Here is a 22,517-nt window from a genome sequence, read left to right on the forward strand (position 1 = left end):
CTCCACCTCACCTGGCGAGGCTGACCTCCCAGAGCCGGGGCTTCGAGGCGACCCAGGGCGCGAAACCCTGCAGGCGCTTCGAGACCACGGCGGTGTCGACCTGATTGTAGAGAAAGATCAGCGGCGCATCGGCCAGCATCATTGTGTGGAGCTGGTCGAAGATCTTCTTCCGCTCGGCCTGGTCATTGATCAGCGTCGCCTTCTCGATCAGCGCATCGGCCTCGCGGCTGTCCCAGACCTTCGAGGGCAGGTTGTCCTTGGAGCCGGAGAACTGGTTGTAGCTCTGGGCGGGGTCGATCCGGGCCGAGTAGCTGAAGGACATCATCTGGTAGTTGCCCTTCGAGAAGCGGTCGAGCTGCGTCGCCCATTCCAGGATCTCGATCTCGGCCTTGATGCCGGCTGCTTCCAGCATCGCCTGCGTCATGATCGCGACGGGGTAGCTCGGCACGGTCGCGCGCTTGTTGGCGATCAGCTTGATCGTCTCGCCCTTGTAGCCGGCTTCCGTGAGCAGCTTCTTCGTCCGGGCGGGGTCGTGCGCGTAACGCTTCTTCTGGACCTCGTCGTAATAGGGCGAGGTGATGTAGACGGCCGAGTTGTTGGTCTTGCCCAGCCCGTTCGAGACGGCGCCGACGATCTCGTCGAGATCGAGCGCGGAGGCGATCGCCTGGCGCATCTTCACATTCGACAGCAGCGGGTCGCGGGTCTGGAGCAGGATCGTGTGCTTGGTGGCGCTCGGCGCGGTCAGGACCTGCAGGCCGGTCTTCTGCATCTCCGGCACATCCTGGTCCGGAACGTCGGCGACATCGAGCGCGCCCGAGATCATGCCGGCCTTGACGGTCGCGCCATCGGCGATGGCGAGAAACTTCACCTCCGGCACGAGCGGCCGCTTGGAGCCGACATAGCCGTCGCGCTTGTCGCCAACAGGCGAGACATAGCCGTCGAAGCGCTTCAGCAGGACGAATTCGCCGCGGCGCCAGTCGGCAAGCTGGAACGGGCCGGTGCCGATCGGCTTGTCCCAGCTTCCGTCGGGCTTCACGGAATCCTTGTGCAGGATCGCGACCATGGCGCAGTCGGTGCGGGCCATGGTGTCGAGGAAGAGCGCGCTCGGCTTTTCCAGCTTCATCACGAAGGTCGAGGCATCAGGAGCGGTCGCTTCCGTCACCTTGAGGCCGATCCTGCCGTCGAATTCCGGCTTGCAGCGCCAGTCGGTCTTCGCGTCCATGTAGCGGTTCCAGCTCCACAGCACGTCGGCGGAGGTCATCTCCGCGCCGTTGTGGAACTTCACGCCCTTGCGGAGGTGGAAGGTGTAGGTCAGCCCGTCCGCCGAAATGTCGATGGTCTCGGCCAGCAGCGGCGCAACCGCGCCGTTCTCGCGATAGCCGACGAGGCCCTCGACCATATGCAGCACGACGGCGTCGGTGTTGTCGTCGCGGTTGACGCCCGGATTGGTCGAGCGGATGTCGGCATTGAGCGCGACATTGACGGTCTGCGCCTGTGCCGCGCCGCCGATGAGCGCGAGCGCCAATGCCGAAGCCGAAATGCGGATCATTCCCGTTCCCCTTGTTGTCGTGTCGTCCGGCAGGCCCTGAGCGGGCATGCCTTTGCGCGAAAGCCCGGAGGCGGAGGGTCCGTTATTCGCCGACCGTAACTTCCCAGGCGCGGGGCAGCGAGCTCACCGTCGAGACATAGCCCTGGGTCTTGGCGCTCATCGCGCCGCCGACGATGCCGTTATAGAGCATCACCATCGGCACCTCCGCGAGGAAGCGCCGGTGCAGCGTGTCGAAGATCGCCTGGCGCCCGGCGCGGTCGTTCACGACCATCGACTTGTCGAGCAGGGCCTGCACCTCGGGATTGTCCCAGAGCTTGCGCGGCTGCTTGTCCTTCGGCCCGGTCATCGATTCATAGCTCAGCGCCGGATCCATGCGGCCCGAATAGGGGAAGGCCTGCATCTGGTAGTTGCCCTTGGTGTAGCGGTCGAGCTGCGTCGCCCATTCCAGCACCTCGATCTCGACATTGAGGCCGACCGCCTTCAGCATCTGCTGGGCGACGACGGCGGCGTCGAAGCTTTCGGGGTAGCGCTTGTTGGCGAGCATCACGATCTTCTCGCCCTTGTAGCCGGCCTCAGCGAGACGCTTCCTGGCGGCGGCCGGATCGTATGCCCAGCCCTCCTTCTGCGCGGCGCCGTAATAGGCGGAGAGCATCGGGATGATCGAATTGTTCGGCGTTCCGAGGCCGTCGGTGATGGTCGCGACCAGTTCCTTGACGTCGATCGCGGCGGCGATGGCCTGGCGAAGCTTCACATTCTGCAGCAGCGGGTCGCGCGTCTGGATGATCAGCCCGACGAGGCTCATGCTGGTGATGACCGAGGTCTTGACCTTGTCGTTCTTCTTCAACTCCGCGATGTCGGAGTTGGCGATGTCGGGGACAACGTCGATGTCGCCGCGAAGCAGGGCAGCCTTGGCGGTGGCGTTGTCGGGGATGACGACGAAGCGGACTTCGTCGACCAGCGGCTTCTTGGCGCCGGTCATCCCGTCGATCTTGCCGGGCAGAGAGGCGTAATCGGCGAAGCGATCGAGCTTGATGTATTCGCCGCGCTTCCACTCGCCGAGCTTGAACGGGCCGGTGCCGATCGGCTTGTCGAAGGAGCCGTCGGCCTTGAGCGAATCCTTGTGGAGGATGCCGGTCATGGCGCAGTCGGTGCGGGCGAGTGAGGAGAGGAAAAGCGCGCTCGGCTTGTCGAGCTGGAACACCACGGTCTTGTCGTCGGGCGCCGTGACCGTCTCGACCTTGACCAGGCCGCGGCCGTCGAATTCCGAGAGGCAGCGCCAGTCGGTCTTCGGATCCATGTAGCGGTTCCAGCTCCACAGCACGTCGGCTGCGGTGAGCGGCGCGCCGTTATGGAACTTCACGCCCTGGCGCAGCGTGAAGGTGTAGCTCCTGCCGTCCGGCGAGATCTCGACCTTCTCGGCCAGCAGCGGCTTGGGCAGCGCATCCTCGCCATAGGCGACGAGGCCCTCGACCATCTGCAGCACGACGCCGTCGGTGTTGGCATCGCGGTTGACGCCGGGATTGATCGAGCGGATGTCGGCGCGAAGCTGGATCCTGAGCGTGCTGGCCTCGGCGATCTGCACGCCGCCGCACAGGAGCGCGGCAGCGAGGGCAGTGGCGGTGGCGGTTCGGTGCATCATCTTCCCCTGTTTTTATGCGGTTGTGACGCGGTATCGGAGCGCTCCCTCGCCTCTCCCGAGCGGGGAGCGCTCCGTCTTTCCTGACGCATTGTCGGCACGCGAAGCGGTGTCCGCTTCGCTCGAAAACGCTGCGTGGCCGGGTTATTCGGCCGCTTCGGCGAGCAGGACCGGATCCTCGGTCAGGCTGTAGCGGGTGAAGACGCGGTTCTGGGCGGGCAGCGGCGCGACCTCCATGATCCCCTTGGCCGGCTGCATGATCACCATCGCGACGGTGGCCGAGAGGTTGCCCTGCTCGTTCGGGCGGGCCGGACGGCAGACCGAATAGGGCGAGAGGAAATCGTCGAAGAGGGCCTGCTTGAGATCGTCGACCGTCAGCTTGCGGCCGGCCTCGTTGAGCAGCTTCTTGACCCGCCAGTCGCGGTAGAAGCTTTCCGGCACGCGCGGGATGCTGGTGTTCTTGACCTTGGTCAGCGCGATCTGGCCGACCCAGTGATTGGCATGCACGATCATGCCGTCTTCCGGGTAGATCGGGAAGGCTTCGTCCGGGGCGCATTCGAAGTCGATGCCGAAGCCCTTCACGGTCGAGAGCATCATGTTGTTGGAGCAGGCCTTGGGCGTTGCCGCCACGGCCTTGATCGCGAAGGCGAGATGCTCCTGCTCCAGCACCTTGCGGCGGATCAGGGCGAGCGGCACGCCGGTCTGGCTGAAGTCGCGGTCGCATTCGAGATAGTTGGCGGTGATCGAGACGCCGGCCGCGTTCATGCCGCAGCGGGCGAGGCCGCCGGCCTCGACGAAGGTGAGGAAGTCGGGGCCGTCGTCGCGGCGCACGCGCAGCACGATCGCGGTCTCCGCGCATTCGGCGCGCCAGTCCCAGTTCTGGCCGTGGATGACTTCGCCGTTGGCGCTGCGCTCAGGCAGGATGATCGCGCCGGTGCAGCCATCGTCGAGCTCTTCCGTGGCCTCGACTGGCTTGTTCTTGACCATCCGCGCCTTGGCGATCACCTCGGTGCGGGCATTGACCATGATGATGTCTTCCAGCGCGACGCCGGCGCCGTCGGCGATGCCGCGCATCTCCTCGATGTAATGCGCGCCGAAAGCCTCGATCTCGCGGGCGAACTCGCCGATCAGGGCGGATTTGGCCTTGGCGTCGTAGCCGAGATCGCCGAGCTGGCCGCCATAGAGCTCGATCGAGCGCTTTACGCGGCTCGGCACGGCCGCGCCATGCTGGCGGCCGCGCTCGTAGGGCGAGCCGGAGACATCGACGAAGGGGCAGGGCTGGACCATGGCGTGGGGCCTTTCGGATATGCTGGCCTGGGGTTATGCTGTATTGTATTTCATCACGAACTAAAACAATCAAGGCCTTCGATGACGACGCCGACGCGGCTGCAGCAGGAGATCGCCGAGCGCATCCTGCAGATGATGCGGGATGACGGCCTCGGCGCCGGCGCCCGGCTGAACGAGAACGGCACGGCGCAGCGGCTCGGCGTCTCGCGGACCCCGGTCCGCGCCGCGCTCGACCATCTCGCGCGTCAGGGCGTGGTGCGGCGGCTCGCCAACAAGGGGGTCGAGGTCGTCGCGCTGCCGGATGCGACGGCGAGCGTTCTGCCGCCCGAGCTGATCGACCTCGCCATGGTCCGGCTGGCGCATGAGCGCGAGAACGGGCTCCTGCCGGACGAGGTCTCAGAACTGGAGGTGATGCGGCGCTACGAACTGGGCCGGCCGGAGGCGCAGAAGCTGCTCGCCCGCCTCGCCGATCTCGACATGGTCGAGCGCAAGCCGGGCTATGGCTGGCGCTTCCTGCATGAGCCGCGCGACCGGCGCCTGCGCGACGAGAGCTATCGCTTCCGGATGGTGATCGAGCCGATGTGCATGCTCGAACCGGACTTCCGGCTCGAAGCAGGCTGGATCGCGGAGATGCGGGCGCGCCATCTCGAATACCTGCGAAGCCCGTGGCGCGAATCGTCCAGCATCGCCTTCTACGAAATGAATGCCGCTTTCCATGAAGACTTGGCCGCGGCGACGGGCAATCGCTATTTCCATTCGGCCGTGCGGCGCCAGAACCAGCTCAGGCGCCTCTCGAACTACGATTGGGGCCTTGGCTTCGAGCGCGTCCAGGTGAATTGCACCGAGCATCTCGCCATGCTCGACCATCTGGAGGCCGGTGAGAACGAGGTCGCCTCGGCCCTGATGCGCAGCCATCTGCTGCGGGCGAGCAAGCTCCGGCTTGGCCCGAGATCGGCCGATTGACGGCCCTTCGTCCGATCTCCGAATGACCGCCTCGACGCAGGGACAGTCTTGACCCGGCGGCGATTTGCGCGAGCAATGGCAGTTTGCGAACTCCGACAGGTTGACTGCCATGACCGTTCATCAACGCCCCGCCGCCATCGATCCCGCCAAGCTCGACAAGCTGGCCGAGGTCGCCATCCGCGTGGGCTTGAACCTGCAACCCGGTCAGGATCTGTTCCTGACGGCGCCTGTCGCCGCGCTGCCGCTGGTCAGGCGGATCGCCGAGCATGCCTACAAGGCCGGCGCCGGCATCGTGACGCCGCTGCTCTCCGATGAGGAGGTCACCCTGGCGCGCTATCGCTCCGCGCCGGATGCGAGCTTCGACAAGGCGCCGGGCTGGCTCTATGAGGGCGTCGCCAAGGCCTTCACGCAGAATACGGCCCGGCTCGCCATCGTCGGCGACAACCCGATGCTGCTCGCCAACGAGGACCCTGCCAAGGTCGGCCGTGCCAGCAAGGCGAATGCGCTGGCCTACCAGCCGGCATTGGAGAAGATCGCCGGCTTCGACATCAACTGGAACATCATCGCCTTTCCGAGCGTGGCCTGGGCGAAGCAGGTTTTCCCGGAGGATGCCGAGGAGGTCGCGGTCGGCAAGCTGGCGGAGGCGATCTTCGCGGCGTCGCGCATCAACGAGACCGATCCGGTGGCAGCCTGGAAGGCGCATAACGCGGCGTTGCGCAGCCGCCGCGACTGGCTGAACGGCCAACGCTTCGCCGCGCTGCATTTCACCGGGCCTGGTACCGACCTGACCGTCGGGCTCGCCGATGGCCATGACTGGCAGGGCGGCGCCTCGCCGGCCCGCAACGGCATCGTCTGCAACCCGAACATCCCGACCGAGGAGGTCTTCACCACCCCGCATGCGCGCCGGGTCGAGGGGCATGTGTCGAGCACCAAGCCGCTCTCCTATCAGGGCTCGCTGATCGACGGCATCCAGGTGCGCTTCGAGGGCGGGCGGATCGTCGAGGCCAAGGCCTCGCGTGGCGAGGCGGTGCTGAACAAGGTGCTCGACACCGATGAGGGCGCGCGCCGGCTCGGCGAAGTCGCGCTGGTGCCGCACTCCTCGCCGATCTCGAAGAGCGGCGTCCTGTTCTACAACACGCTCTTCGACGAGAACGCCTCCTGCCACATCGCGCTCGGCCAGTGCTATTCGAAATGCTTCGTCGACGGCGCGAATCTGACACCGGAGCAGATCGCGGCGCAGGGCGGCAACAAGAGCCTCATCCATATCGACTGGATGATCGGCTCGGGCGAAGTCGACATCGACGGCGTCCATGCGGATGGGCGGCGCGTGCCGGTGTTCCGCAAGGGCGAGTGGGCCTGAGCCGGCAGGGGCGTCATGCTCGGGCTTGACCCGAGCATCTCAGGACCAGAAGGTGCCCCTCCGGCAGGAGATTCTCGGGTCTGCGCTTCGCTTCGCTCGAGAATGATGCGGGTCTTGTTTCCGATCAGCCCGCATTCGCCCGCAGCCAATCCCCGAGGGAGGGGCGATGATGCCCGTCGCGGCCGGTCGTGGCGGGGGCTGCGATCATCGCGTTGAGCACGGCTTCCTGCGTCGCCTCGGCGGCGGCGCGGAAGAGCGTGTCGATGCGGTTTTCGTTCAAGGCGCCGAGCCGGACGATGTCCTTCGGCTCGTCATGTTCAATCGGATCGGCTGTGGTGAAGGCGAGCGCGATGTCGCCGCTGCCATTGCCCCAGAAGGCGCCGAGCCGGGCGAGCCCGGCACCGCCACGCTGCGCGACGCGGCGAAGCTGGCGTGATTCCAGCGGGGCGTCGGTCGCGATGACGAGGATGACCGAGCCGCGCTCGGCCTGCGATCGGGTTTCGGGCGGGACGGGGCGTCGTCCGTCCGGCAGGGCGAGATCGCCGGCATTGCCGAAATTGGCCAGCGCCAGCACGCCGAGCCTGAAATCGCTGCCATCGAGCGCGAAGCGCCGCGATGCCGTGCCGATGCCGCCCTTGAAGCCGAAGGCGCTCATGCCCGCTCCCGCGCCGACCGCCCCCTCTGCCACCGGTCCGGTGGCGGCGGCGTCGAGCGCGGCGAAGGCATGGTCCTGCGTCAGCGCGCGGGCGCGAATATCGGAAAGATAGCCGTCATTGCATTCGAGCACGGCGGGATTGACCGTGCCGGTGCCACGCCCGATGTCGGGATTGGCGGCAAGCGCGCGCGTCACCAGCGCGTCGAAGCCGGTGCCGACGGCCAGCGTGTTGGTCAGCAGCAGCGGCGTCTCGATCTGGCCGAGCTCGGCGATCTGCATCAGCCCGGCGCTCTTGCCGAAGCCGTTGATGATGTCGACCGCCGCCCGCATCTTCCGCCGAAACAGATTGCCGTCATGCGGCAGCAGCGCCGTGAAGCCCGTCAGGATGTCGCCATCCCGCAGCGTATGATGGCCGAGCTTTACGCCCGGGACATCGGTGATCGCGTTGAGCGGTCCCGGCTCCATGATGCCGCAGATGAGGCCGAAATCGCGGGCGCGCTGGGTCATGATTTCCGATCCGGACGACAGTCAGGCGGGCTTAGCGCATCGGCCCGAAAAGCGGGATAGGATTTTCGGGGAAAGCCGGCGCAAGAACAAGGGTCCCCAGCCTCGGATTGGACAGGAGGGAAACGAAGCATGGAACCCGCAGGTTTCGATCTCGCGCGCTTCCTCGTGGCCCAGGAGCCCGTCTATGAGACCGCGCTGGCCGAGCTGAAGGCCGGACGGAAGCGGACGCATTGGATGTGGTTCGTCTTTCCGCAACTGCGCGGGCTCGGCCTGTCGCCGACCTCCCTGTTCTACGGGCTGGAATCGCTCGACGAGGCGCGGGCCTATCTGGCGCATCCCGTTCTTGGCCCCCGGCTGGAGGCCTGCATGCGCGCCCTGCTCGCGCATGAGGGGCTGACGGCGCATGCGATCCTCGGCTCGCCCGACGAGATGAAGCTGCGCTCGTCGATGACGCTGTTCGACCGGGCCGATGGCCGTGCCGATAATCTCTGCCGGGCGGTGTTGCGCCGCTTCTTCGACGGAGAGGCCGATCCGCTGACGCTTTGCAGGTTGCCGGGCCCAAACTGATCCGCGCGGCCCGCGGGGCGGATCAAACCGGCCGGAAGCGCGTTATGCATCGCGCAAAGGCGGGTGACCCTTGAATCCAGATGATGCAATGCGTCCGGTCACACCGGAACCGGAGGGAGCAACCAGCCGTCCCGGCCTGCCGGCGAGCTGGATGCAGGCCGTTGCGTTGCTCGGCGTTGTCGCCGTGCTCTATGTCGCGCGGGATGTCTTCGTTCCGCTGGCGATCGCGGTCCTGCTCACCTTCGCATTGGCCCCGGTGGTTTCCGCCATCCGCCGCGCCGGCATCTGGCGTACGCCGGCCGTCATCATCGTGGTCACGGCGGCCTTCATCGGCATCGCGGCTTTCAGCTTCCTGGTGGCGAGCCAGGTTTCCGAGCTCTCCGGCCAGTTGCCGACCTACCAGTCGAACATCCTGGAGAAGATCCGCAACCTGAAGCATGCGGGCGCCGAGAACGGCATCATCTCCCAGATCACCGAGGCTGTGGAACGGGTCGGGCGCGAAATCAGCCGTGGCGACACTCCCGCCGGGCGGCCGGACGGTGACAGCAGCGGCCCGATGCTCGTGCAGATCTATTCGCCCGAGCAGCCGATCCAGATCCTGACGAGCGTGATCGCCCCGCTGATCGGCCCGCTGGCGACGGCGGGTCTGGTCGTCGTGGTGGTCATCTTCATGCTGCTGGAGCGCGAGGATCTGCGCGACCGCTTCATCCGGCTCGCCGGCTACGGCGATTTGCACCGGACGACCGAAGCCCTGCAGGAGGCGGGCAGCCGCGTCGGCCGTTACCTGCTCACGCAGCTCATGGTCAACCTGTTCTATGGCGTGCCGGTCGCCCTTGGCCTGTGGTGGATCGGCATCCCCAATGCGGCGCTGTGGGGGGCGCTGGGCATCGTCATGCGTTTCGTGCCCTATATCGGCCCGGCCGTCTCGATGGTCCTGCCACTGTTCCTCGCCGTCGCGGTCTCGCCCGGCTGGACGCTGCTGTTATGGGTCGGGGCGCTTTTCATCGTCATCGAGCTCGTCATCAACAACGTCGTGGAGCCCTGGCTCTACGGATCCCGGACGGGGCTGTCGCCGCTCGCCATCATCGTTTCGGCGATCTTCTGGACCTGGCTGTGGGGGCCGGTCGGGCTGGTGATGTCGACGCCGCTCACCGTGTGCCTCGTCGTGCTCGGCAAGCATGTGCCCCAGTTCCAGTTCTTCGAGGTGCTCCTCGGCAACGAGCCGGTTCTCGACCCCGAGATGCGGCTTTACCAGAGGCTGCTCGCCAACGACCCGAACGAGGCCACCGACCAGCTCGAGGAACTGCTGGAGGAGAGGCCGTTGTCGGAGATCTACGGCGAGGTCGCCATTCCCGCCCTGATCCTGGCCGATCGCGACCGCCAGCGCGGCGTCATGGCCGATGGCCAGCTCAAGACGGTGTCATCCGCTGCCCAGGCCGTCATTGCCAATCTGGCCGAGGCGGCGGCTCCGGCCGACAGCGAGCCCGAGAAACCGGAGGACGCGGAAGCCGGCGCCGCCACTGCGTGCGCGCCGACGCGATCCGTGCTCTGCGTCGGCGGGCGAAGCGTGCTGGACGATGTCAGCGCGACGATGCTCGCTCAGGTTCTCACCGCGGACGGCGCGCGGGCGGTGGCGGTCGCCCGCGCCGCGCTGGGGACGGCGCGGCCGGACGGTGTTTCCGATATCGATGCGGTTGCCGTGTGCCTGCTGAATGCGGGCTCGCTTCGCAGCGGTCGTTTTCTGGTCCGGCGGCTGAAGCGCCAATGGCCGGGTGTCCGCATCGGCCTCGTGATCTGGCAGGACCCTGACGAGCCCGCACCCCCTGAGGCGGTCGGCCATGTCCCCGAGGCCGATTTCATCGCGCGCAGCTTCGGCGAGGCGGTGGCGCGTATCGCCGGCGATGCAGTCGAGGTCGAGCGGCGTGAGCGGATCGCTTGAGCCGCCGACGCATGCGAAAGCTCAATGCAGCTATGTCGTCACTTGAAGCGCTCGAACAGCGCGCCCATACGATCGGCGGGAACTTCTTTAACCTGCGGACCTTGCCGTTCTGGCCACTTCCCTCCCCAGTGCGAAGGGTTGTTCTGACCAAGTATTTCAAAGACAAAAACAGTCTTGTCATAATACTGAACGCATTTGACGTGAGAGTTAACGTAAGATTTAAGTGGTTCCGATAGCGCGGAGCGACCGACGCGTTCAGTGATATCTTGGAATAGCTGATCGAGATTCCTTCCGACATACTTCGCCTCGTGATCCACTCCGGTTATGTAAAAACCTCCAAAAGAAAGCGGCTGGACGCCGAAGATCTTCTCAACCCTTGCCGCGGTCTGGGCATTCTCTGCAACTCCAACAAGCACGTAGCCCTTGTGGCCCTTGCCGATGTTGGCAATCGCGGCACAGGTCTCCATGATCTTGTCGAAGGAGGCATCATCGAAGGACGGGGTCGTGTTTAGAGTGTAAAAACCCTGCTTGAAATCGTAAGCTGCCTGCTCGGTCATGGAATTGGTAAGCAGATTCTGGAATTTTGTGACCCAATGGACCTTCGCTGGATCTGGGTTTTTATCATCTTCGAAGAACGCCTGAATCCAGCCGACTACGGAGTCGACAGTCTTGCTGCGGTTCTCCGCACCCCACCTTCCGCCATCTTGGATGTCGATGCTCTTCCCGCAATCCGTCAGTCGCGATATTAGGCCCGCGCTATTCGAAACAACCATACTTTTTTTGACGATTAGGTCGTGAAGAGCAAGGAAAACAGCTTGGAAGTAGCGAGGCACCGGGTTGCCGCCGTTCCCGTTCGGAAATATTAGCCCAGCGAACGTGGCCTTAGCCTGACTGAGGAGCAGTGCCAGTGCGTCTTGTACGCGTTGATAATCCAGGTCGACGAGCTCCGGGCTGCGCTTCCTGATGGCCTGGTCGATAGCGTCAAATCGCGCCTTACTATTTGTCGTCATCGGGAAAGTCGCCCCGTAGTAGTCGTCAAATAGCTCCGTGCGGGACGCCACCGGCTCGTCCGAGATCATGTAGGCAAGGAGGTCGGCGACCATTTCCTCGTCGCGGCTCTGGCGAAGCTGGTCCTTCGTCAAAATGCCGTTCGCGACCCAAAAAACACTGTCGGCGCTGATTCCATAGTCCAGCTCCCTGTTTGTGATGCTGATCTTACTCATATCGCTTAGGAGAAGCAGGTCGGAGTTCGATGTGTCGCCGCGCACTCGCGCGGAGATCTGCCGGACGCACTCGCGAAGGCATCTGTCGCGCCTGCCGCCCGGAGTTCCTGCCGAGAAAGCTGACGGCCGCCAGAATTGATGCGCCGGAAGACTTCCTCAACCGAGTCGCCGCGCGCGGCTTCGTAGATCGAGAGAGGAACCGGGTAGGATGCTACAGCGAGGCATCGTTCCCGGTCGAGGATCGGCGTCTTCTGCTGGACAACATTGCGATCAAAGAGGTCCTTCGTCGTCGCGAACGTATTCAGATCGAAATAGGCCCCGTCAATTGGGAATTCATTCCCAATAAAGGACGTTATGGCGTTCAAACGCTGCATCCCATCGATAATCTCAAGAGTACCGTCCTGGCGTCCGAGCGGCTCGGCGAGCAGAATAATTGGAACAGGGAACCCTCTTGTGATGGAATCAATAAAATTCTGCTTCTCTTCGATGGTCCAGATCAGTTTACGCTGATACCGCCTGTTTACGACGTACTTGTTATCTCGGAAGTTGATAAAGACGCGTTCGACCTGCTCGCCGCGGACGATCAATTCTTGTTGTGCTGCTGCCATCTTTTCTGCCGTCCTGAGTCGCCTCTACCGAGCCCAGCAATAAGGTATTCGAGTTGGATTTCCAGTGGTTCTGACACGGTCGGGGGCTGTCATTTGCCGCTTGCGGCGTCAGGCGACGGGGTACCGGCTTATCGTTTTGGCGCGAAGGGCTGAAGGCGACGCTCAGTTGCTATTGCCAAGTCCTGCGTGTGCATTGCTCGCAGCGGTCAGCAGTTCATTATCGGATGACATAGACGACGAACTTCCCCCCGCAAGCCGCGTTGCCGGTTGGATATCTCGAAGTTCGCGAAGGCAAGACAGATAAGTATGCCGTTAAGTACAGGCACTCGTATGGCAATGGGCGGCGATCCAAGAGCCCAGAGCTTCACTACCGCCACCACAATCGCACGTACCTGTAACTGCGATGTAACCACGGGCTTTCGGAGCCCATCGGAAATCGCTCCGAACCGCCCGGGTCCAAAAAGCAAAAAGCGCCGGGAAACCCGACGCTTGCATGCTTCTCAAGTCCTGAGATTGTCTGGAGCGGGCGAAGGGATTCGAACCCTCGACCCCAACCTTGGCAAGGTTGTGCTCTACCCCTGAGCTACACCCGCATCCGAGACAGTCACGCCGTGGCGGCGCGGCCGGGTTATTGCCCCAAAGCGCTGCGGAGTGCAAGCGTTTCGGCAAAGTTTTTTTGCCCCCTGTCGATAAATCCCGCAGCGGACCGGCTTCGCGCCTCGGAATGCCGGAGGGCGGGGTCCGTCGATTCCGGGCCGGAGACGGCTCGGCGCGCGGCGCGGCCCGTCCTTGCCGGAAATGCGGATTCCGCTGCCGCCTCAAATGGTCTAGAGCCGGATCGGATCGGATTGAAACGGTTTCCCGCCCCGCCATGATTCCCACGTCCCATATCGTCCCTCTGACCGATGCGGAGCTGTGCGCGCGCCTCGCGGCGAGCGGCATCGCGTTCCACCGCACCGACCATCCGGCCGTGTTCACGGTGGCGGAGACCGCGCCGCATCGCGACATGATGATCGGATTGCAGACCAAGAACCTGTTCCTGAAGGACAAGAAGGGCCGGCTCTTCCTGGTCTCGGCCAAATCCGACGCACGCATCGACCTGAAGCGCTTGCACGAGACGCTGGGCGCCAGCGGCCGGCTGTCCTTCGGGTCGGCCGAATTGCTGCTGGAGAAGCTGGGCGTCACGCCGGGCTCGGTCACGGCCTTTGCCGTCGTCAACGATCGCGAAGGGGCGGTGACCATGGTGCTCGACGCCAATCTGACGACCGGCGAGGAGGTCAACTTCCATCCCCTGGTCAACACCGCGACCCTGCGCATCGGCCGGGACGATCTCGTCGCCTTCCTGCGCGAGACCGGCCATGAGCCGCTGATCGTCGATTTGCCGGTGCCGCCCGATGGACAGAACGGCTAAAGCTCCCCATTTAAGGGGCGGCCGCGTCGCGGCCGCCAATTGCTGAAAACGCACGAATCCGAACGTCGGAACGACGGCATCACGAAGGGCGACCCATGCTGGTCAATGGCGAGGCGGCCGAGCAACCCGGCCTGATCAAGGACACCACCACCCAGGGCTTCCGCCAGGACGTCATCGCCGAATCGATGCAGCAGCCGGTGCTGGTCGATTTCTGGGCGCCGTGGTGCGGGCCGTGCAAGCAGCTGACGCCCGTCATCGAGAAGGCGGTCAAGGCCGCCGGCGGCAAGGTCAAGCTCGTCAAGATGAACATCGACGAGCACCCGCAGATCTCCGGCCAGCTCGGCATCCAGTCGATTCCCGCCGTCATCGCCTTCAAGCAGGGCCAGCCGATCGACGGTTTCATGGGCGCGCAGCCGGAAAGCCAGGTGAAAGCCTTCATCGAGCGCCTGGTCGGGCCGGTCGGGCCGGGCGAGGCGGAGGAGCTGATCGCGGCGGCTCAGGAAGCGCTCGCGGCCGGCGATGCCGCCGGGGCGAGCGAGCTCTACGGGCATGCCCTGCAGCTGGAGCCGGAGAACCTCGGCGCCATCGCCGGGCTCTCGCGGCTGCATCTCGACACCGGCGACATCGAGGGCGCCAAGGGCATCCTCGCCATGGCGCCGCAGGAGAAGGCGAACGACCAGGCGATCGCCGCCGTGCGGGCCGCGATCGAGCTTGCCGAGCAGGCCGCCTCGCTCGGCGACACGGCCGAGCTCGAGGCGAAGGTCGCCGCCGATCCGAAGGACCATCAGGCGCGCTTCGATCTCGCGCTGGCGCTCAATGCGCGCGACAAGCGCGAGGAGGCCGTTGACCATCTGATCGCCATCATCAAGGCCGACAGGAAGTGGAACGACGATGGCGCGCGCAAGCAGCTCCTCCAGTTCTTCGAGGCCTGGGGGCCGATGGACGAGGCAAGCGTGGGCGGACGCCGGAAGCTGTCGACCCTGCTGTTTTCCTGAAGCGAGGATGCGCGGATGGGCATGAACGCCGTCTACAAGGGGGCCGGGGATTGCCCGCAGGTGATCCCGCTCTTCCCTTTGACCGGCGCGCTCTTGCTCCCGCGCGGACAGATGCCGCTCAATATCTTCGAGCCGCGCTATCTGGCGATGATCGATGACGCGATCCGGGGCGACCGCGTCATCGGGATGATCCAGCCCGAGCCGGATGACGGTCGCCGCGTCGAGATTCCGCCGCTGGTCAGGGTCGGCTGTCTCGGCCGCATCACCCAGTTCGCCGAGACCGGCGACGATCGCTACATCATCAGCCTGACCGGCATCAGCCGTTTCCGCATCGTGGAGGAATTGTCCGTGGTGACGCCCTACCGGCAGGGACGGGTGGATTACGAGCCCTTCGCGGTCGATTTCATCGCCCGCTCGGGCGAGGAGGCGGTCGATCGCGACGGGCTGCTCAAGGCGTTGCGCGACTTCGCCAAGGCAAACGACCTCAAGATCGACTGGAAGGGCGTCCATGAGGCGCCGAACGAGGCGCTGGTCAACGCGTTGGCGATGATGTGCCCCTTCGGCCCGCGCGAGAAGCAGGCGCTGCTGGAGGCGCGCAGCCTCAAGGAGCGCGCCGAGGTGCTGGTGGCGATCACCGAGATCGAGCTGGCGCGCGGCGGCGGCGATCCGGACACGACGCTGCAGTGAGCTCCGCCATTTCCTCGTCCGAGCCGGTTGCCGTCGCGCCGCCGTCGATCTGGCCGCCGCGGCGCGCGGTCGTGGCGTGGATTTTCTTCGACTGGTCGGCGCAGCCTTTCTTCACGCTGATCACCACCTTCGTCTTCGCACCGTTCTTCGCCTCGGCCCTGGCGAGCGATGCGGCGGAGGGGCAGGCGCTGTGGGGCTATGCCACGGGCTTCGCCGGCTTCTGCATCGCGCTGCTCTCGCCGCTGCTCGGCGGCGTCGCCGACCGGACGGGGCCGCGCAAGCCCTGGATCGCGGCCTTCGGGGCGCTGCTGGTGATCGGTTCGGCCATGCTCTGGTTCGCGGTGCCCGGCTCGCCATGGGCGGTGACGATCGCGCTCGCCGGCTTCGTCATCGCGACGGTCGGCGCCGAATTCGCGACGACCTTCAACAATGCGATGATGACGCGGCTGGTGCCGGCGGAGCGGCTGGGCTGGCTCTCCGGCACGGGCTGGGCGGTCGGCTATCTCGGCGGGCTTCTCTCGCTGGCGGTGACGCTTGGCCTGCTGGCGGCCGATCCGCATACCGGCAAGACGCTGGCCGGGCTGTCGCCGATCTTCGGGCTCGATGCCGCCAGCCGCGAGGGCGACCGTTTCTCCGGGCCGCTGACGGCGCTATGGTTCATCGTCTTCGTCGCGCCGATGTTCCTGCTCACTCCCGACTCGCCGCGAACCGGGATGCGGCTCAAGGAAGCGGCGCAAGGCGGCGTCGGGCGGCTCAAGGCGACGATCGCGGAATTGCCCAAGCTGCCTGCGCTCGGGCGTTTCCTGCTCGCGAACATGATCTACCAGGATGCGCTGGTCGCGCTCTTCGCCTTCGGCGGCATCTATGCGGCCGGCGTCTTCGGCTGGCAGACCATCGAGCTCGGCGTCTTCGGCATCCTGCTCACCGTCACCGGCACGCTCGGCGCCTGGCTCGGTGGCAAGCTCGACGATGCCATCGGCGGCAAGCCGGTGATCCTGGGCTCGATCGCCTGCCTGCTCTTCGCCTGCCTCGGCATTCTCTCGCTGAGCGCCGACCATATCCTGTTTGTGGTCCCGGCCGCCCCGCCTGTCCCGGGCGACGGACTCTATGCCTCGCTGCCGGAGAAGGTCTATCTCGGCCTCGGCCTGCTGATCGGCCTCGTCGCCGGGCCCATGCAGGCGGCTTCGCGCAGCCTGCTGGCGCGGCTCGCGCCGGAAGGGCGGATCGGCGAGTTCTTCGGGCTCTTCGCCCTGTCGGGGAAGGTGACGTCCTTCATGGGGCCGACGCTGGTCGCGCTGGCGACGAGCGTTTTCGCCAGCCAGCGCGCGGGCCTGGCGGTGCTGATCGTGTTCTTCCTGGCGGGCGGGGCGCTTTTGGCGGGTGTTAACGTGAAACGGGCGCCGTAGCGCCCGTCTGTCACCGCCGTCATGCTCGGGCCTGACCCGAGCATCTTTGAAACCAGCTGTCTCTCGTCATGAGTCTCGGGTCGCCGCTCCGCGGCGCCCGAGAATGACATCCAGCCTTACCGAACCAGGATGTTCCTGAACTGCCAGGGATCGCTGGTATCGATGTCCTCCGGGAACAGGCCCGGGCGGCCGTCGAGCGGGGTCCAGTCGGTGTAATAGCCCTTCACCGGACCGAGATAGGGCATCTGGATTCCCAGGCAGCGGTCGAGATCCATCTCCTCGACCTCGACGATGCCGGCATTGGGATTCTCGAGCGCCCAGACCATGCCGGCGAGCACGGCCGAGGTGACCTGCAGGCCGGTCGCGGTCTGATAGGGAGCGAGCTTGCGGGCTTCCTCGGTGGAGAGCTGCGAGCCGAACCAGTAGGCGCCCTTGTCGTGGCCGTAGAGCAGCACGCCGAGCTCGTCGATGCCGTCGACGACCTCGTTCTCCTCGAGGATGTGGTGCTTCTCCTGCGGACGGCCGGCATTGCCGAACATCTCGTGGAGCGAGAGCACCGCATCGTTCGCAGGGTGATAGGCGTAGTGGCAGGTCGGCCGGTAGATCGCCTTGCCGCTCTCGTCGCGCACGGTGAAATAGTCCGCGATCGAGATCGACTCGTTATGCGTCACCAGGAAGCCGTATTGCGGGCCCGGCGTCGGGCACCAGCTGCGCACCTTGGTCTCGGCGCCGGGCTGCATCAGGTAGATCGCGGCCTGGGAGCCGGTCTCGTGGGTGCGGGCATTCTCCGGCATCCATTTCTCATGGGTGCCCCAGCCGAGCTCGGCCGGCTGCACGCCCTCGGAGATGAAGCCCTCGACCGACCAGGTGTTGACGAAGACGCCGGGCGGCTTGGGGTTCTTCGAACGCTGCGTGTCGCGCTCGGCGATATGGATGCCCTTGACGCCGACCTGCTTCATCAGCGCGGCCCATTCCTCGCGGGTCTTCGGCTGCGGCACGTTGAGGCGCATGTCGGCGGCGACGTTCAGCAGGGCCTTCTTGGCGAGCCAGGAGGCCATGCCCGGATTGGCGCCGCAGCAGGAAATGGCCGTCGTCGAACCAGGCTGACGGGCGCGCTTGGCGGCCAGCGTCATCTCGCGCAGGGCATAGTTCGAACGCTCGCCCGGCCCCTTGCTCTCGTCGAAATAGAAGCCGAGCCAGGGCTCGTTGACGGTGTCGATATAAAGCGCCCCTAAGCTGGAGCAGAATTCCATCAGGTCGCGCGAGCCGGTGTCGCAGGACAGGTTCACGCAGAAACCCTGTCCTCCGCCGGCCGTCAGCAGCGGTTCGAGCAGCGCCTTGTAGTTCTCGGGCGTCAGCGCTTCCTGGATGAAGCGGATGCCACGCTCATCGAGGAGCGCCCGGTTCTCGTCGTCCGGCGCGATCACCACGAAGCGGCTCTTGTCGTATTTGAAATGCCGTTCGATCATCGGCAGCGTCCCGCGGCCGATCGAGCCGAAGCCGATCATCACGATCGGGCCGGTGATCTCGCCGTATACGGGCCAATCCGTCATTCTTTTGAACTCCTGGGTTCGGGAAACATTGAAGCGAAGGCTGGTATGGGCGGGCGGCCCCGGCGTCAACAGCCGCGGCAGCATCGGACCGATGCGCCAGGTCCGCCCGCGCCGGATTCAGGCATGCGCGCCCGGATAATCGGCGTCGAGCACGAAGGGGTAGGGGCCGGGATAGCGTTCGACATAGGCCGTGTGGCTGACGAAGCCGGCGACCGGGTCGTAGCTGTGCAGGAGATAGGCCGGCGGCTCCATATGGAAGGTCGCGGCGCCCTCCTCGGTCAGGTCGAGCGTGACCTGATGAGTGACCGAGGGGGCGATCTGGGCGAGGGTGCCGGCGAAACGCGTCACGATCGGGCGGTGGTGATGGCCGCACAGGATGCGCTCGACATTGGGATGGCGCGCGACGATGGCCGCGAATTCCTCGGCGCCCTCGAGCAGGCGGATGGCGTCCATGTGGCGGATGCCGCAATCGAAGGGCGGGTGGTGCATGAAGATCGCCACCGGACGCCCCTGTGCCTCGGTCAGCGCCTTGTCGAGGAAGGCGAGCCGCGTCCCGCAGAGCGCGCCGGCGCTCTGGCCCGGCAGCAGCGTGTCGATGCCGATCAAGCGCATCAGGCCGAGATCGGCGCAGAACTGGACGAAGCCGTCCTCGCGCAGGCTGCGCGGGTCGAAGCTCAGGCCGGCGAGCAGCGTCTCGCGGCGGTCGTGATTGCCGGGCACCAGCAGCACCGGCATCGGCAATCGGCGCAGCATGGCTTCCAGCAGCGCATATTCCTCCGGCAGGCCGCAATCGGTCAGGTCGCCGGTGATCACCACGAGATCGGGGCGCGGGCGCAGCGCCGCGATCGCGTCGATGGCGCGCTCGGTCAGCGCATTGGTCTCGGAGACGCGATAGGCCGGCTTGCCGCGCGGGCGGATATGCAGGTCGGTGAGATGGGCGATGAGCATGGGCGGTGTCCGGAATGCCGTCATGGCCGGGCCTGGGCCCGGCCATTTCAGGCGGAAGGTCAAAAGAAGGATGCCCGGGACAGGCCCGGGCATGGCGCTATGCGCGATCAGTTGCTGCCGGGCAGCTTCAGCGCGGTCTGCTCGACATAAGGCTTCATGATCTCGTCGGCGGCCTTCTGGGCGGCGACAAGCGCCTCCTTCGGCGACTTCTTGCCGGAGAGGACATTGGCGAGCTCGTCCTCGACCGCCTTGCGGACCGGCACGGTCTTGTAGGTGGCGAACCACGGCCTGGCATAGGCGAGCTGGTCGACAGCAACCTTGGCGTCAGGGTTCTTGTCGAGGAAGGCCTTCATCTCGGGCAGTTCATAGGCCTGCATATTCGGCGCGAAATAGCCGGTGGCGCGGCTCCACCAGCCCGATTTCTCAGGGCTGGTCATCCAGTTGATCAGCGTCCAGGCGGCCTTGCGGCGCTCGCCCTCGACGCCTGTCGGAACCACCAGCGAGGCGCCGCCGATCGGAACCTGATTCTGCAGGTTCTTCGGCACGAAGGCGACCTTGAGCGGGAACTTGGCATTGCTGCGCACGAAGGTGAGCGAGCCGGTCGAATGCAGCATCATCGAGGCCTGGCCGGAGAGGAAAGCGGTCGAGACCGCGCCGTTCTGCTGCACGCCGGGCTGCAGGACCTTGTTCTTGACGAGGTCGCTCCAGAAGGTCAGCGCGCCCAGCGTCGAGGGCTCGTCGTAATAGACCTCGCCGGCATAATCGACGTTGAACCAGCGCCCGCCATTGGAATAGGTCAGCGCCTGCAGCAGCCAGCCGCCGGTGTCGTATTGCGAGGGGATCGCGATACCCCAGCGCGTGACGCGGTCGCCCTCGCGCTTGGTCAGCTTCGCGGCGGCGGCGGCGAGCTCGGCCCAGTTCTTCGGCGGATTCTCGGGGTCGAGCCCGACTTCCTTGAAATGCTCGGCGTTGATGTAGAGGATCGGCGTCGAGTTGTGGAAGGGCACGCCATAGACCGAGCGGTCGAGCACGGCATTGCCGGAGAGCGCCGGGAAGAACTGGCCCATGAACTGGTCGTTGCTCTTGCCGTCGGCCTTGATCAGCGTGTCGAGCGGCTGGATCTCGCCCTCGATCTGGAGGTCGCGCAGGAAGTTCGCGGACATGATCGAGACCGCCGGCGGCTTGCCGGCCTTCATCGCGGCGCGGGTCTTGATCAGGGTCTCGTCATAGGAGCCGGTATAGACCGGCGTCACCTTGATCGCCGGATGGCCCTCGTTGAACTCCTTGATCAGGGTGGCCATGTCGCGGGCGAGCTGCCCGTCGACGGGAACCGGGAAGAACAGCTCGATCTCGGTCGGGGACTGTCCGAAAGCCGGCGTCATTGCGAAGGTGGCGGCAAGCGCGGCGCCGGCGAGAAGGGAACGGCGGGTGGTCGTCATGGGGCAATCCTCTATTTGATGCCGGAGGAGACGAAGGAGTTGACGAAGGCGCGCTGGAACAGGACGAAGGCGAGGATCAGCGGCGCGCTGACGATGAGCGTGCCCGCCGCGATGACGCCCCAGGCCTGCGCGCCCTCGGCGCCACGGGTGAAGGTGGCGAGCCCGACGGTGAGCGGGCGCAGATCGGGCGAATTGATCACCATCAGCGGCCAGAGGAACTCGTTCCAGTGGCTGGTGACCGAGACGATCGCGAAGGCGATCAGCGAGGGCTTGGCCAGCGGAAGGTAGATCAGGCGGATGCGCTGCCCGATGGAAGCGCCGTCGATCAGCGCGGCTTCCTCCAGCTCGCGCGGGATCGCGCGGAAGGCCTGCCGCATCAGGAAGGTGCCGAAGGCGGAGGCGAAATAGGGCGCCATCACGCCGAGCAGGCTGTCATAGAGGCCGAGCGAGGCAATCGTCACCAGATTGGGCACGATCAGCGCGACCGGCGCCAGCATGAGCTGCGTCAGGAACAGATAGAAACAGAAGCTGCGGCCGGGGAAGTCGATCCGCGCGAAGGCATAGCCCGCCAGCGTGATCGTGACGAACTGCACCGCCAGGATGCCGAAGCTGATGATCGCGGTGTTGAGGCCGTAGCGTGGGAAATCGGCGAGCCCCCAGGCCTCGGCGAAATTGGCGAGGCTCGGCACATAGTCCGGGATCAGCGCGGCCATGCCGGCGCCGGTGCTCTCCGGGTTGAAGGCCGCGACCAGCATCCAGAGGAACGGCACGGCCCAGAGCGCGGCGACCAGCAATGTCGCGCCATAGCCGAGCTTCGGCGAGATCTCGCGATTGGCGACGCTCATGATTCCGGCTCCCCGAAGGAGCGCTCGAGAGTGCGCAGCGAAGCCGCCGTCAGCGCCAGCAGGAGCCCGAGCATCGCCAGCGAGCCGGCGGCCGCCCGGCCCGGCTCATAATTCTCGACCGCCTGCTGGTAGACGTAGAACAGCAGCAGGTTGGTGGCGTCGGCCGGGCCGCCCTTGGTCAGCACGAAGACGTGGTCGACCTGCGTCACGACATTGGTCAGGCCGATGACGAGGACGAAGCCGATGGTGGGCTTGAGATAGGGCAGGGTGACATAGCGCAGGCGCTGCCAGGGATTGGCGCCTTCGAGGATCGCCGCCTCGTTGGCGTCCGCCGGAATCGCCTGCAACCCGGCGAGGAAGAACAGCATGTAGTAGCCGGCGTTCTTCCAGATCGTCAGCACCATGATCGACCAGAGCGCGACATCGGGGTCGCCGAGCCAGTTCGGGCCGGAGAGGGCGAGCTTGGCGAGGTAGTAGTCGAGAAGCCCGACATTGGGCAGGAACAGGAACAGGAAGATCGAGGCGGCGGCGACGAGCGGCAGCAGCACCGGCAGGAAGAACAGCGAACGCAGCACGGTGTTGATGCGGTTCGAGCGCGCCAGCGCCAGCGCGAAGCCCAGCGCCAGCACGAGGCTCGGCAGCACCGTGCCGAAGGCATAGATCAGATTGTTGACCAGCGCCTTGCGGAACGCGGGGTCAGCGACGAGATCGGCGAAGTTCTTCAGGCCGGTATAGACCTGCGGCCCGCCGACACGCTGCTGGCCGTGCAGCGACTGCCAGGTCAACTGGATGATCGGCCAGTAGGTGAACAGCGCCAGCAGCACGAGCGAAGGCGCGAGCAGGCCGAAGGCGACGAGCGTCTTCCGGCGTGGGTGCCTGATCGCCAGGCGCCATGCCGGTGTCGGCTGGCTTGCGATGATGGTGTCGGCCATGATGCGT

At 65.6% G+C, this 22,517-nt stretch carries 19 protein-coding genes and 1 tRNA gene; 8 read left to right on the forward strand and 12 right to left on the reverse strand.

Features of this window, described 5'->3' with window-relative positions; all coding sequences use genetic code 11:
• Positions 1-7: 7 nt before the first annotated feature.
• From GY40_RS12570 to GY40_RS12580, 3 genes are all read right to left on the reverse strand, one after another.
• Positions 8-1,549 carry an ABC transporter substrate-binding protein gene (locus tag GY40_RS12570; protein WP_038362795.1) on the reverse strand — a complete coding sequence of 514 codons (1,542 nt, stop codon included), beginning with the start codon at positions 1,547-1,549 and terminating at the stop codon, positions 8-10.
• A gap of 82 nt (positions 1,550-1,631) precedes the next feature.
• Entirely contained in the window at positions 1,632-3,185 is a 1,554-nt protein-coding gene (locus GY40_RS12575; RefSeq protein WP_038364028.1) for an ABC transporter substrate-binding protein, read from the reverse strand.
• A 144-nt stretch (positions 3,186-3,329) separates the two neighbouring features.
• Complete coding sequence (locus tag GY40_RS12580; protein WP_038362796.1) at positions 3,330-4,472, reverse strand: C45 family autoproteolytic acyltransferase/hydolase; 1,143 nt, start codon at positions 4,470-4,472, stop codon at positions 3,330-3,332.
• An 81-nt stretch (positions 4,473-4,553) separates the two neighbouring features.
• On the opposite strand from GY40_RS12580, the gene GY40_RS12585 reads away from it, so the two are divergent.
• Together GY40_RS12585 and GY40_RS12590 are read left to right on the forward strand one after the other, a co-directional pair.
• Positions 4,554-5,435, forward strand: a complete 882-nt coding sequence (locus GY40_RS12585) for a GntR family transcriptional regulator (RefSeq protein WP_038362798.1) — start codon at positions 4,554-4,556, stop codon at positions 5,433-5,435.
• 109 nt (positions 5,436-5,544) lie between these two features.
• On the forward strand, positions 5,545-6,795 hold the full coding sequence (locus tag GY40_RS12590) for an aminopeptidase (protein WP_038362800.1): 1,251 nt from the start codon (positions 5,545-5,547) through the stop codon (positions 6,793-6,795).
• A 124-nt stretch (positions 6,796-6,919) separates the two neighbouring features.
• On the opposite strand, the gene GY40_RS12595 is transcribed toward GY40_RS12590, so the two are convergent.
• Positions 6,920-7,957: a DmpA family aminopeptidase gene (locus GY40_RS12595; protein WP_038362802.1), complete on the reverse strand. Its 1,038-nt coding sequence runs from the start codon at positions 7,955-7,957 to the stop codon at positions 6,920-6,922.
• 129 nt (positions 7,958-8,086) lie between these two features.
• Here GY40_RS12595 and GY40_RS12600 point away from each other — a divergent pair, with 129 nt between their 5' ends.
• The gene (locus tag GY40_RS12600) at positions 8,087-8,524 is read left to right on the forward strand and encodes a DUF1810 domain-containing protein (RefSeq protein WP_038362804.1); all 438 of its coding nucleotides are present in this window, start codon (positions 8,087-8,089) and stop codon (positions 8,522-8,524) included.
• An 88-nt stretch (positions 8,525-8,612) separates the two neighbouring features.
• A complete protein-coding gene (locus GY40_RS12605) occupies positions 8,613-10,463 on the forward strand; it encodes an AI-2E family transporter (protein ID WP_081925356.1) in 1,851 nt (616 codons plus the stop codon).
• 38 nt (positions 10,464-10,501) lie between these two features.
• On the opposite strand, the gene GY40_RS12610 is transcribed toward GY40_RS12605, so the two are convergent.
• The 3 genes from GY40_RS12610 to GY40_RS12615 all read right to left on the reverse strand — a co-directional run bounded on the left by GY40_RS12610 (position 10,502) and on the right by GY40_RS12615 (position 12,887).
• Complete coding sequence (locus tag GY40_RS12610) at positions 10,502-11,686, reverse strand: hypothetical protein (RefSeq protein WP_197062744.1); 1,185 nt, start codon at positions 11,684-11,686, stop codon at positions 10,502-10,504.
• A gap of 5 nt (positions 11,687-11,691) precedes the next feature.
• Positions 11,692-12,294: a DUF262 domain-containing protein gene (locus GY40_RS27970; protein WP_197062745.1), complete on the reverse strand. Its 603-nt coding sequence runs from the start codon at positions 12,292-12,294 to the stop codon at positions 11,692-11,694.
• Between the two features lie 518 nt (positions 12,295-12,812).
• Positions 12,813-12,887 (reverse strand) — tRNA-Gly (locus tag GY40_RS12615).
• Between the two features lie 278 nt (positions 12,888-13,165).
• On the opposite strand from GY40_RS12615, the gene GY40_RS12620 reads away from it, so the two are divergent.
• The 4 genes from GY40_RS12620 (at position 13,166) to GY40_RS12635 (ending at position 16,793) form a co-directional block, all read left to right on the forward strand.
• On the forward strand, positions 13,166-13,705 hold the full coding sequence (locus GY40_RS12620) for a prolyl-tRNA synthetase associated domain-containing protein (RefSeq protein WP_038362806.1): 540 nt from the start codon (positions 13,166-13,168) through the stop codon (positions 13,703-13,705).
• Between the two features lie 95 nt (positions 13,706-13,800).
• The gene (gene trxA / locus GY40_RS12625) at positions 13,801-14,700 is read left to right on the forward strand and encodes a thioredoxin (RefSeq protein WP_038362808.1); all 900 of its coding nucleotides are present in this window, start codon (positions 13,801-13,803) and stop codon (positions 14,698-14,700) included.
• Positions 14,701-14,715: 15 nt separating this feature from the next.
• Positions 14,716-15,387, forward strand: a complete 672-nt coding sequence (locus GY40_RS12630) for an LON peptidase substrate-binding domain-containing protein (protein ID WP_038362810.1) — start codon at positions 14,716-14,718, stop codon at positions 15,385-15,387.
• An 8-nt stretch (positions 15,388-15,395) separates the two neighbouring features.
• Complete coding sequence (locus GY40_RS12635; protein ID WP_051988148.1) at positions 15,396-16,793, forward strand: MFS transporter; 1,398 nt, start codon at positions 15,396-15,398, stop codon at positions 16,791-16,793.
• Positions 16,794-16,909: 116 nt separating this feature from the next.
• Here the strand turns inward: GY40_RS12635 and GY40_RS12640 are convergent, their stop codons facing one another.
• From GY40_RS12640 to GY40_RS12660, 5 genes are all read right to left on the reverse strand, one after another.
• Positions 16,910-18,346: a homospermidine synthase gene (locus GY40_RS12640; protein ID WP_038362814.1), complete on the reverse strand. Its 1,437-nt coding sequence runs from the start codon at positions 18,344-18,346 to the stop codon at positions 16,910-16,912.
• 117 nt (positions 18,347-18,463) lie between these two features.
• Positions 18,464-19,294: a phosphodiesterase gene (locus GY40_RS12645; protein WP_038362816.1), complete on the reverse strand. Its 831-nt coding sequence runs from the start codon at positions 19,292-19,294 to the stop codon at positions 18,464-18,466.
• Between the two features lie 107 nt (positions 19,295-19,401).
• A complete protein-coding gene (locus GY40_RS12650) occupies positions 19,402-20,733 on the reverse strand; it encodes an ABC transporter substrate-binding protein (RefSeq protein ID WP_038362818.1) in 1,332 nt (443 codons plus the stop codon).
• Between the two features lie 11 nt (positions 20,734-20,744).
• Positions 20,745-21,578, reverse strand: coding sequence for a carbohydrate ABC transporter permease (locus GY40_RS12655; protein WP_038362820.1), 834 nt, complete (start codon positions 21,576-21,578; stop codon positions 20,745-20,747).
• Positions 21,575-22,510 carry a carbohydrate ABC transporter permease gene (locus tag GY40_RS12660; protein WP_081925357.1) on the reverse strand — a complete coding sequence of 312 codons (936 nt, stop codon included), beginning with the start codon at positions 22,508-22,510 and terminating at the stop codon, positions 21,575-21,577. Before GY40_RS12660 ends, GY40_RS12655 begins: the two co-directional genes overlap by 4 nt.
• Between the last annotated feature and the right edge of the window lie 7 nt (positions 22,511-22,517).

This window comes from Allobosea sp. UNC402CLCol (assembly GCF_000745475.1).
Lineage (GTDB): Bacteria > Pseudomonadota > Alphaproteobacteria > Rhizobiales > Beijerinckiaceae > Allobosea > Allobosea spartocytisi.

Bases quoted from the DNA above. Each gene is read 5' to 3' on its own strand.
- GY40_RS12660 (WP_081925357.1), bottom strand. From the start codon at position 22,510: ATGGCCGACACCATCATCGCAAGCCAGCCGACACCGGCATGGCGCCTG.
- GY40_RS27970 (WP_197062745.1), bottom strand. From the start codon at position 12,294: ATGGCAGCAGCACAACAAGAATTGATCGTCCGCGGCGAGCAGGTCGAA.
- GY40_RS12610 (WP_197062744.1), bottom strand. From the start codon at position 11,686: ATGAGTAAGATCAGCATCACAAACAGGGAGCTGGACTATGGAATCAGC.
- GY40_RS12630 (WP_038362810.1), top strand. From the start codon at position 14,716: ATGGGCATGAACGCCGTCTACAAGGGGGCCGGGGATTGCCCGCAGGTG.
- GY40_RS12600 (WP_038362804.1), top strand. From the start codon at position 8,087: ATGGAACCCGCAGGTTTCGATCTCGCGCGCTTCCTCGTGGCCCAGGAG.
- GY40_RS12655 (WP_038362820.1), bottom strand. From the start codon at position 21,578: ATGAGCGTCGCCAATCGCGAGATCTCGCCGAAGCTCGGCTATGGCGCG.
- GY40_RS12575 (WP_038364028.1), bottom strand. From the start codon at position 3,185: ATGCACCGAACCGCCACCGCCACTGCCCTCGCTGCCGCGCTCCTGTGC.
- GY40_RS12580 (WP_038362796.1), bottom strand. From the start codon at position 4,472: ATGGTCCAGCCCTGCCCCTTCGTCGATGTCTCCGGCTCGCCCTACGAG.
- GY40_RS12595 (WP_038362802.1), bottom strand. From the start codon at position 7,957: ATGACCCAGCGCGCCCGCGATTTCGGCCTCATCTGCGGCATCATGGAG.
- GY40_RS12650 (WP_038362818.1), bottom strand. From the start codon at position 20,733: ATGACGACCACCCGCCGTTCCCTTCTCGCCGGCGCCGCGCTTGCCGCC.
- GY40_RS12640 (WP_038362814.1), bottom strand. From the start codon at position 18,346: ATGACGGATTGGCCCGTATACGGCGAGATCACCGGCCCGATCGTGATG.
- GY40_RS12590 (WP_038362800.1), top strand. From the start codon at position 5,545: ATGACCGTTCATCAACGCCCCGCCGCCATCGATCCCGCCAAGCTCGAC.
- GY40_RS12645 (WP_038362816.1), bottom strand. From the start codon at position 19,294: ATGCTCATCGCCCATCTCACCGACCTGCATATCCGCCCGCGCGGCAAG.
- GY40_RS12605 (WP_081925356.1), top strand. From the start codon at position 8,613: ATGCGTCCGGTCACACCGGAACCGGAGGGAGCAACCAGCCGTCCCGGC.
- trxA (WP_038362808.1), top strand. From the start codon at position 13,801: ATGCTGGTCAATGGCGAGGCGGCCGAGCAACCCGGCCTGATCAAGGAC.
- GY40_RS12620 (WP_038362806.1), top strand. From the start codon at position 13,166: ATGATTCCCACGTCCCATATCGTCCCTCTGACCGATGCGGAGCTGTGC.
- GY40_RS12570 (WP_038362795.1), bottom strand. From the start codon at position 1,549: ATGATCCGCATTTCGGCTTCGGCATTGGCGCTCGCGCTCATCGGCGGC.
- GY40_RS12585 (WP_038362798.1), top strand. From the start codon at position 4,554: ATGACGACGCCGACGCGGCTGCAGCAGGAGATCGCCGAGCGCATCCTG.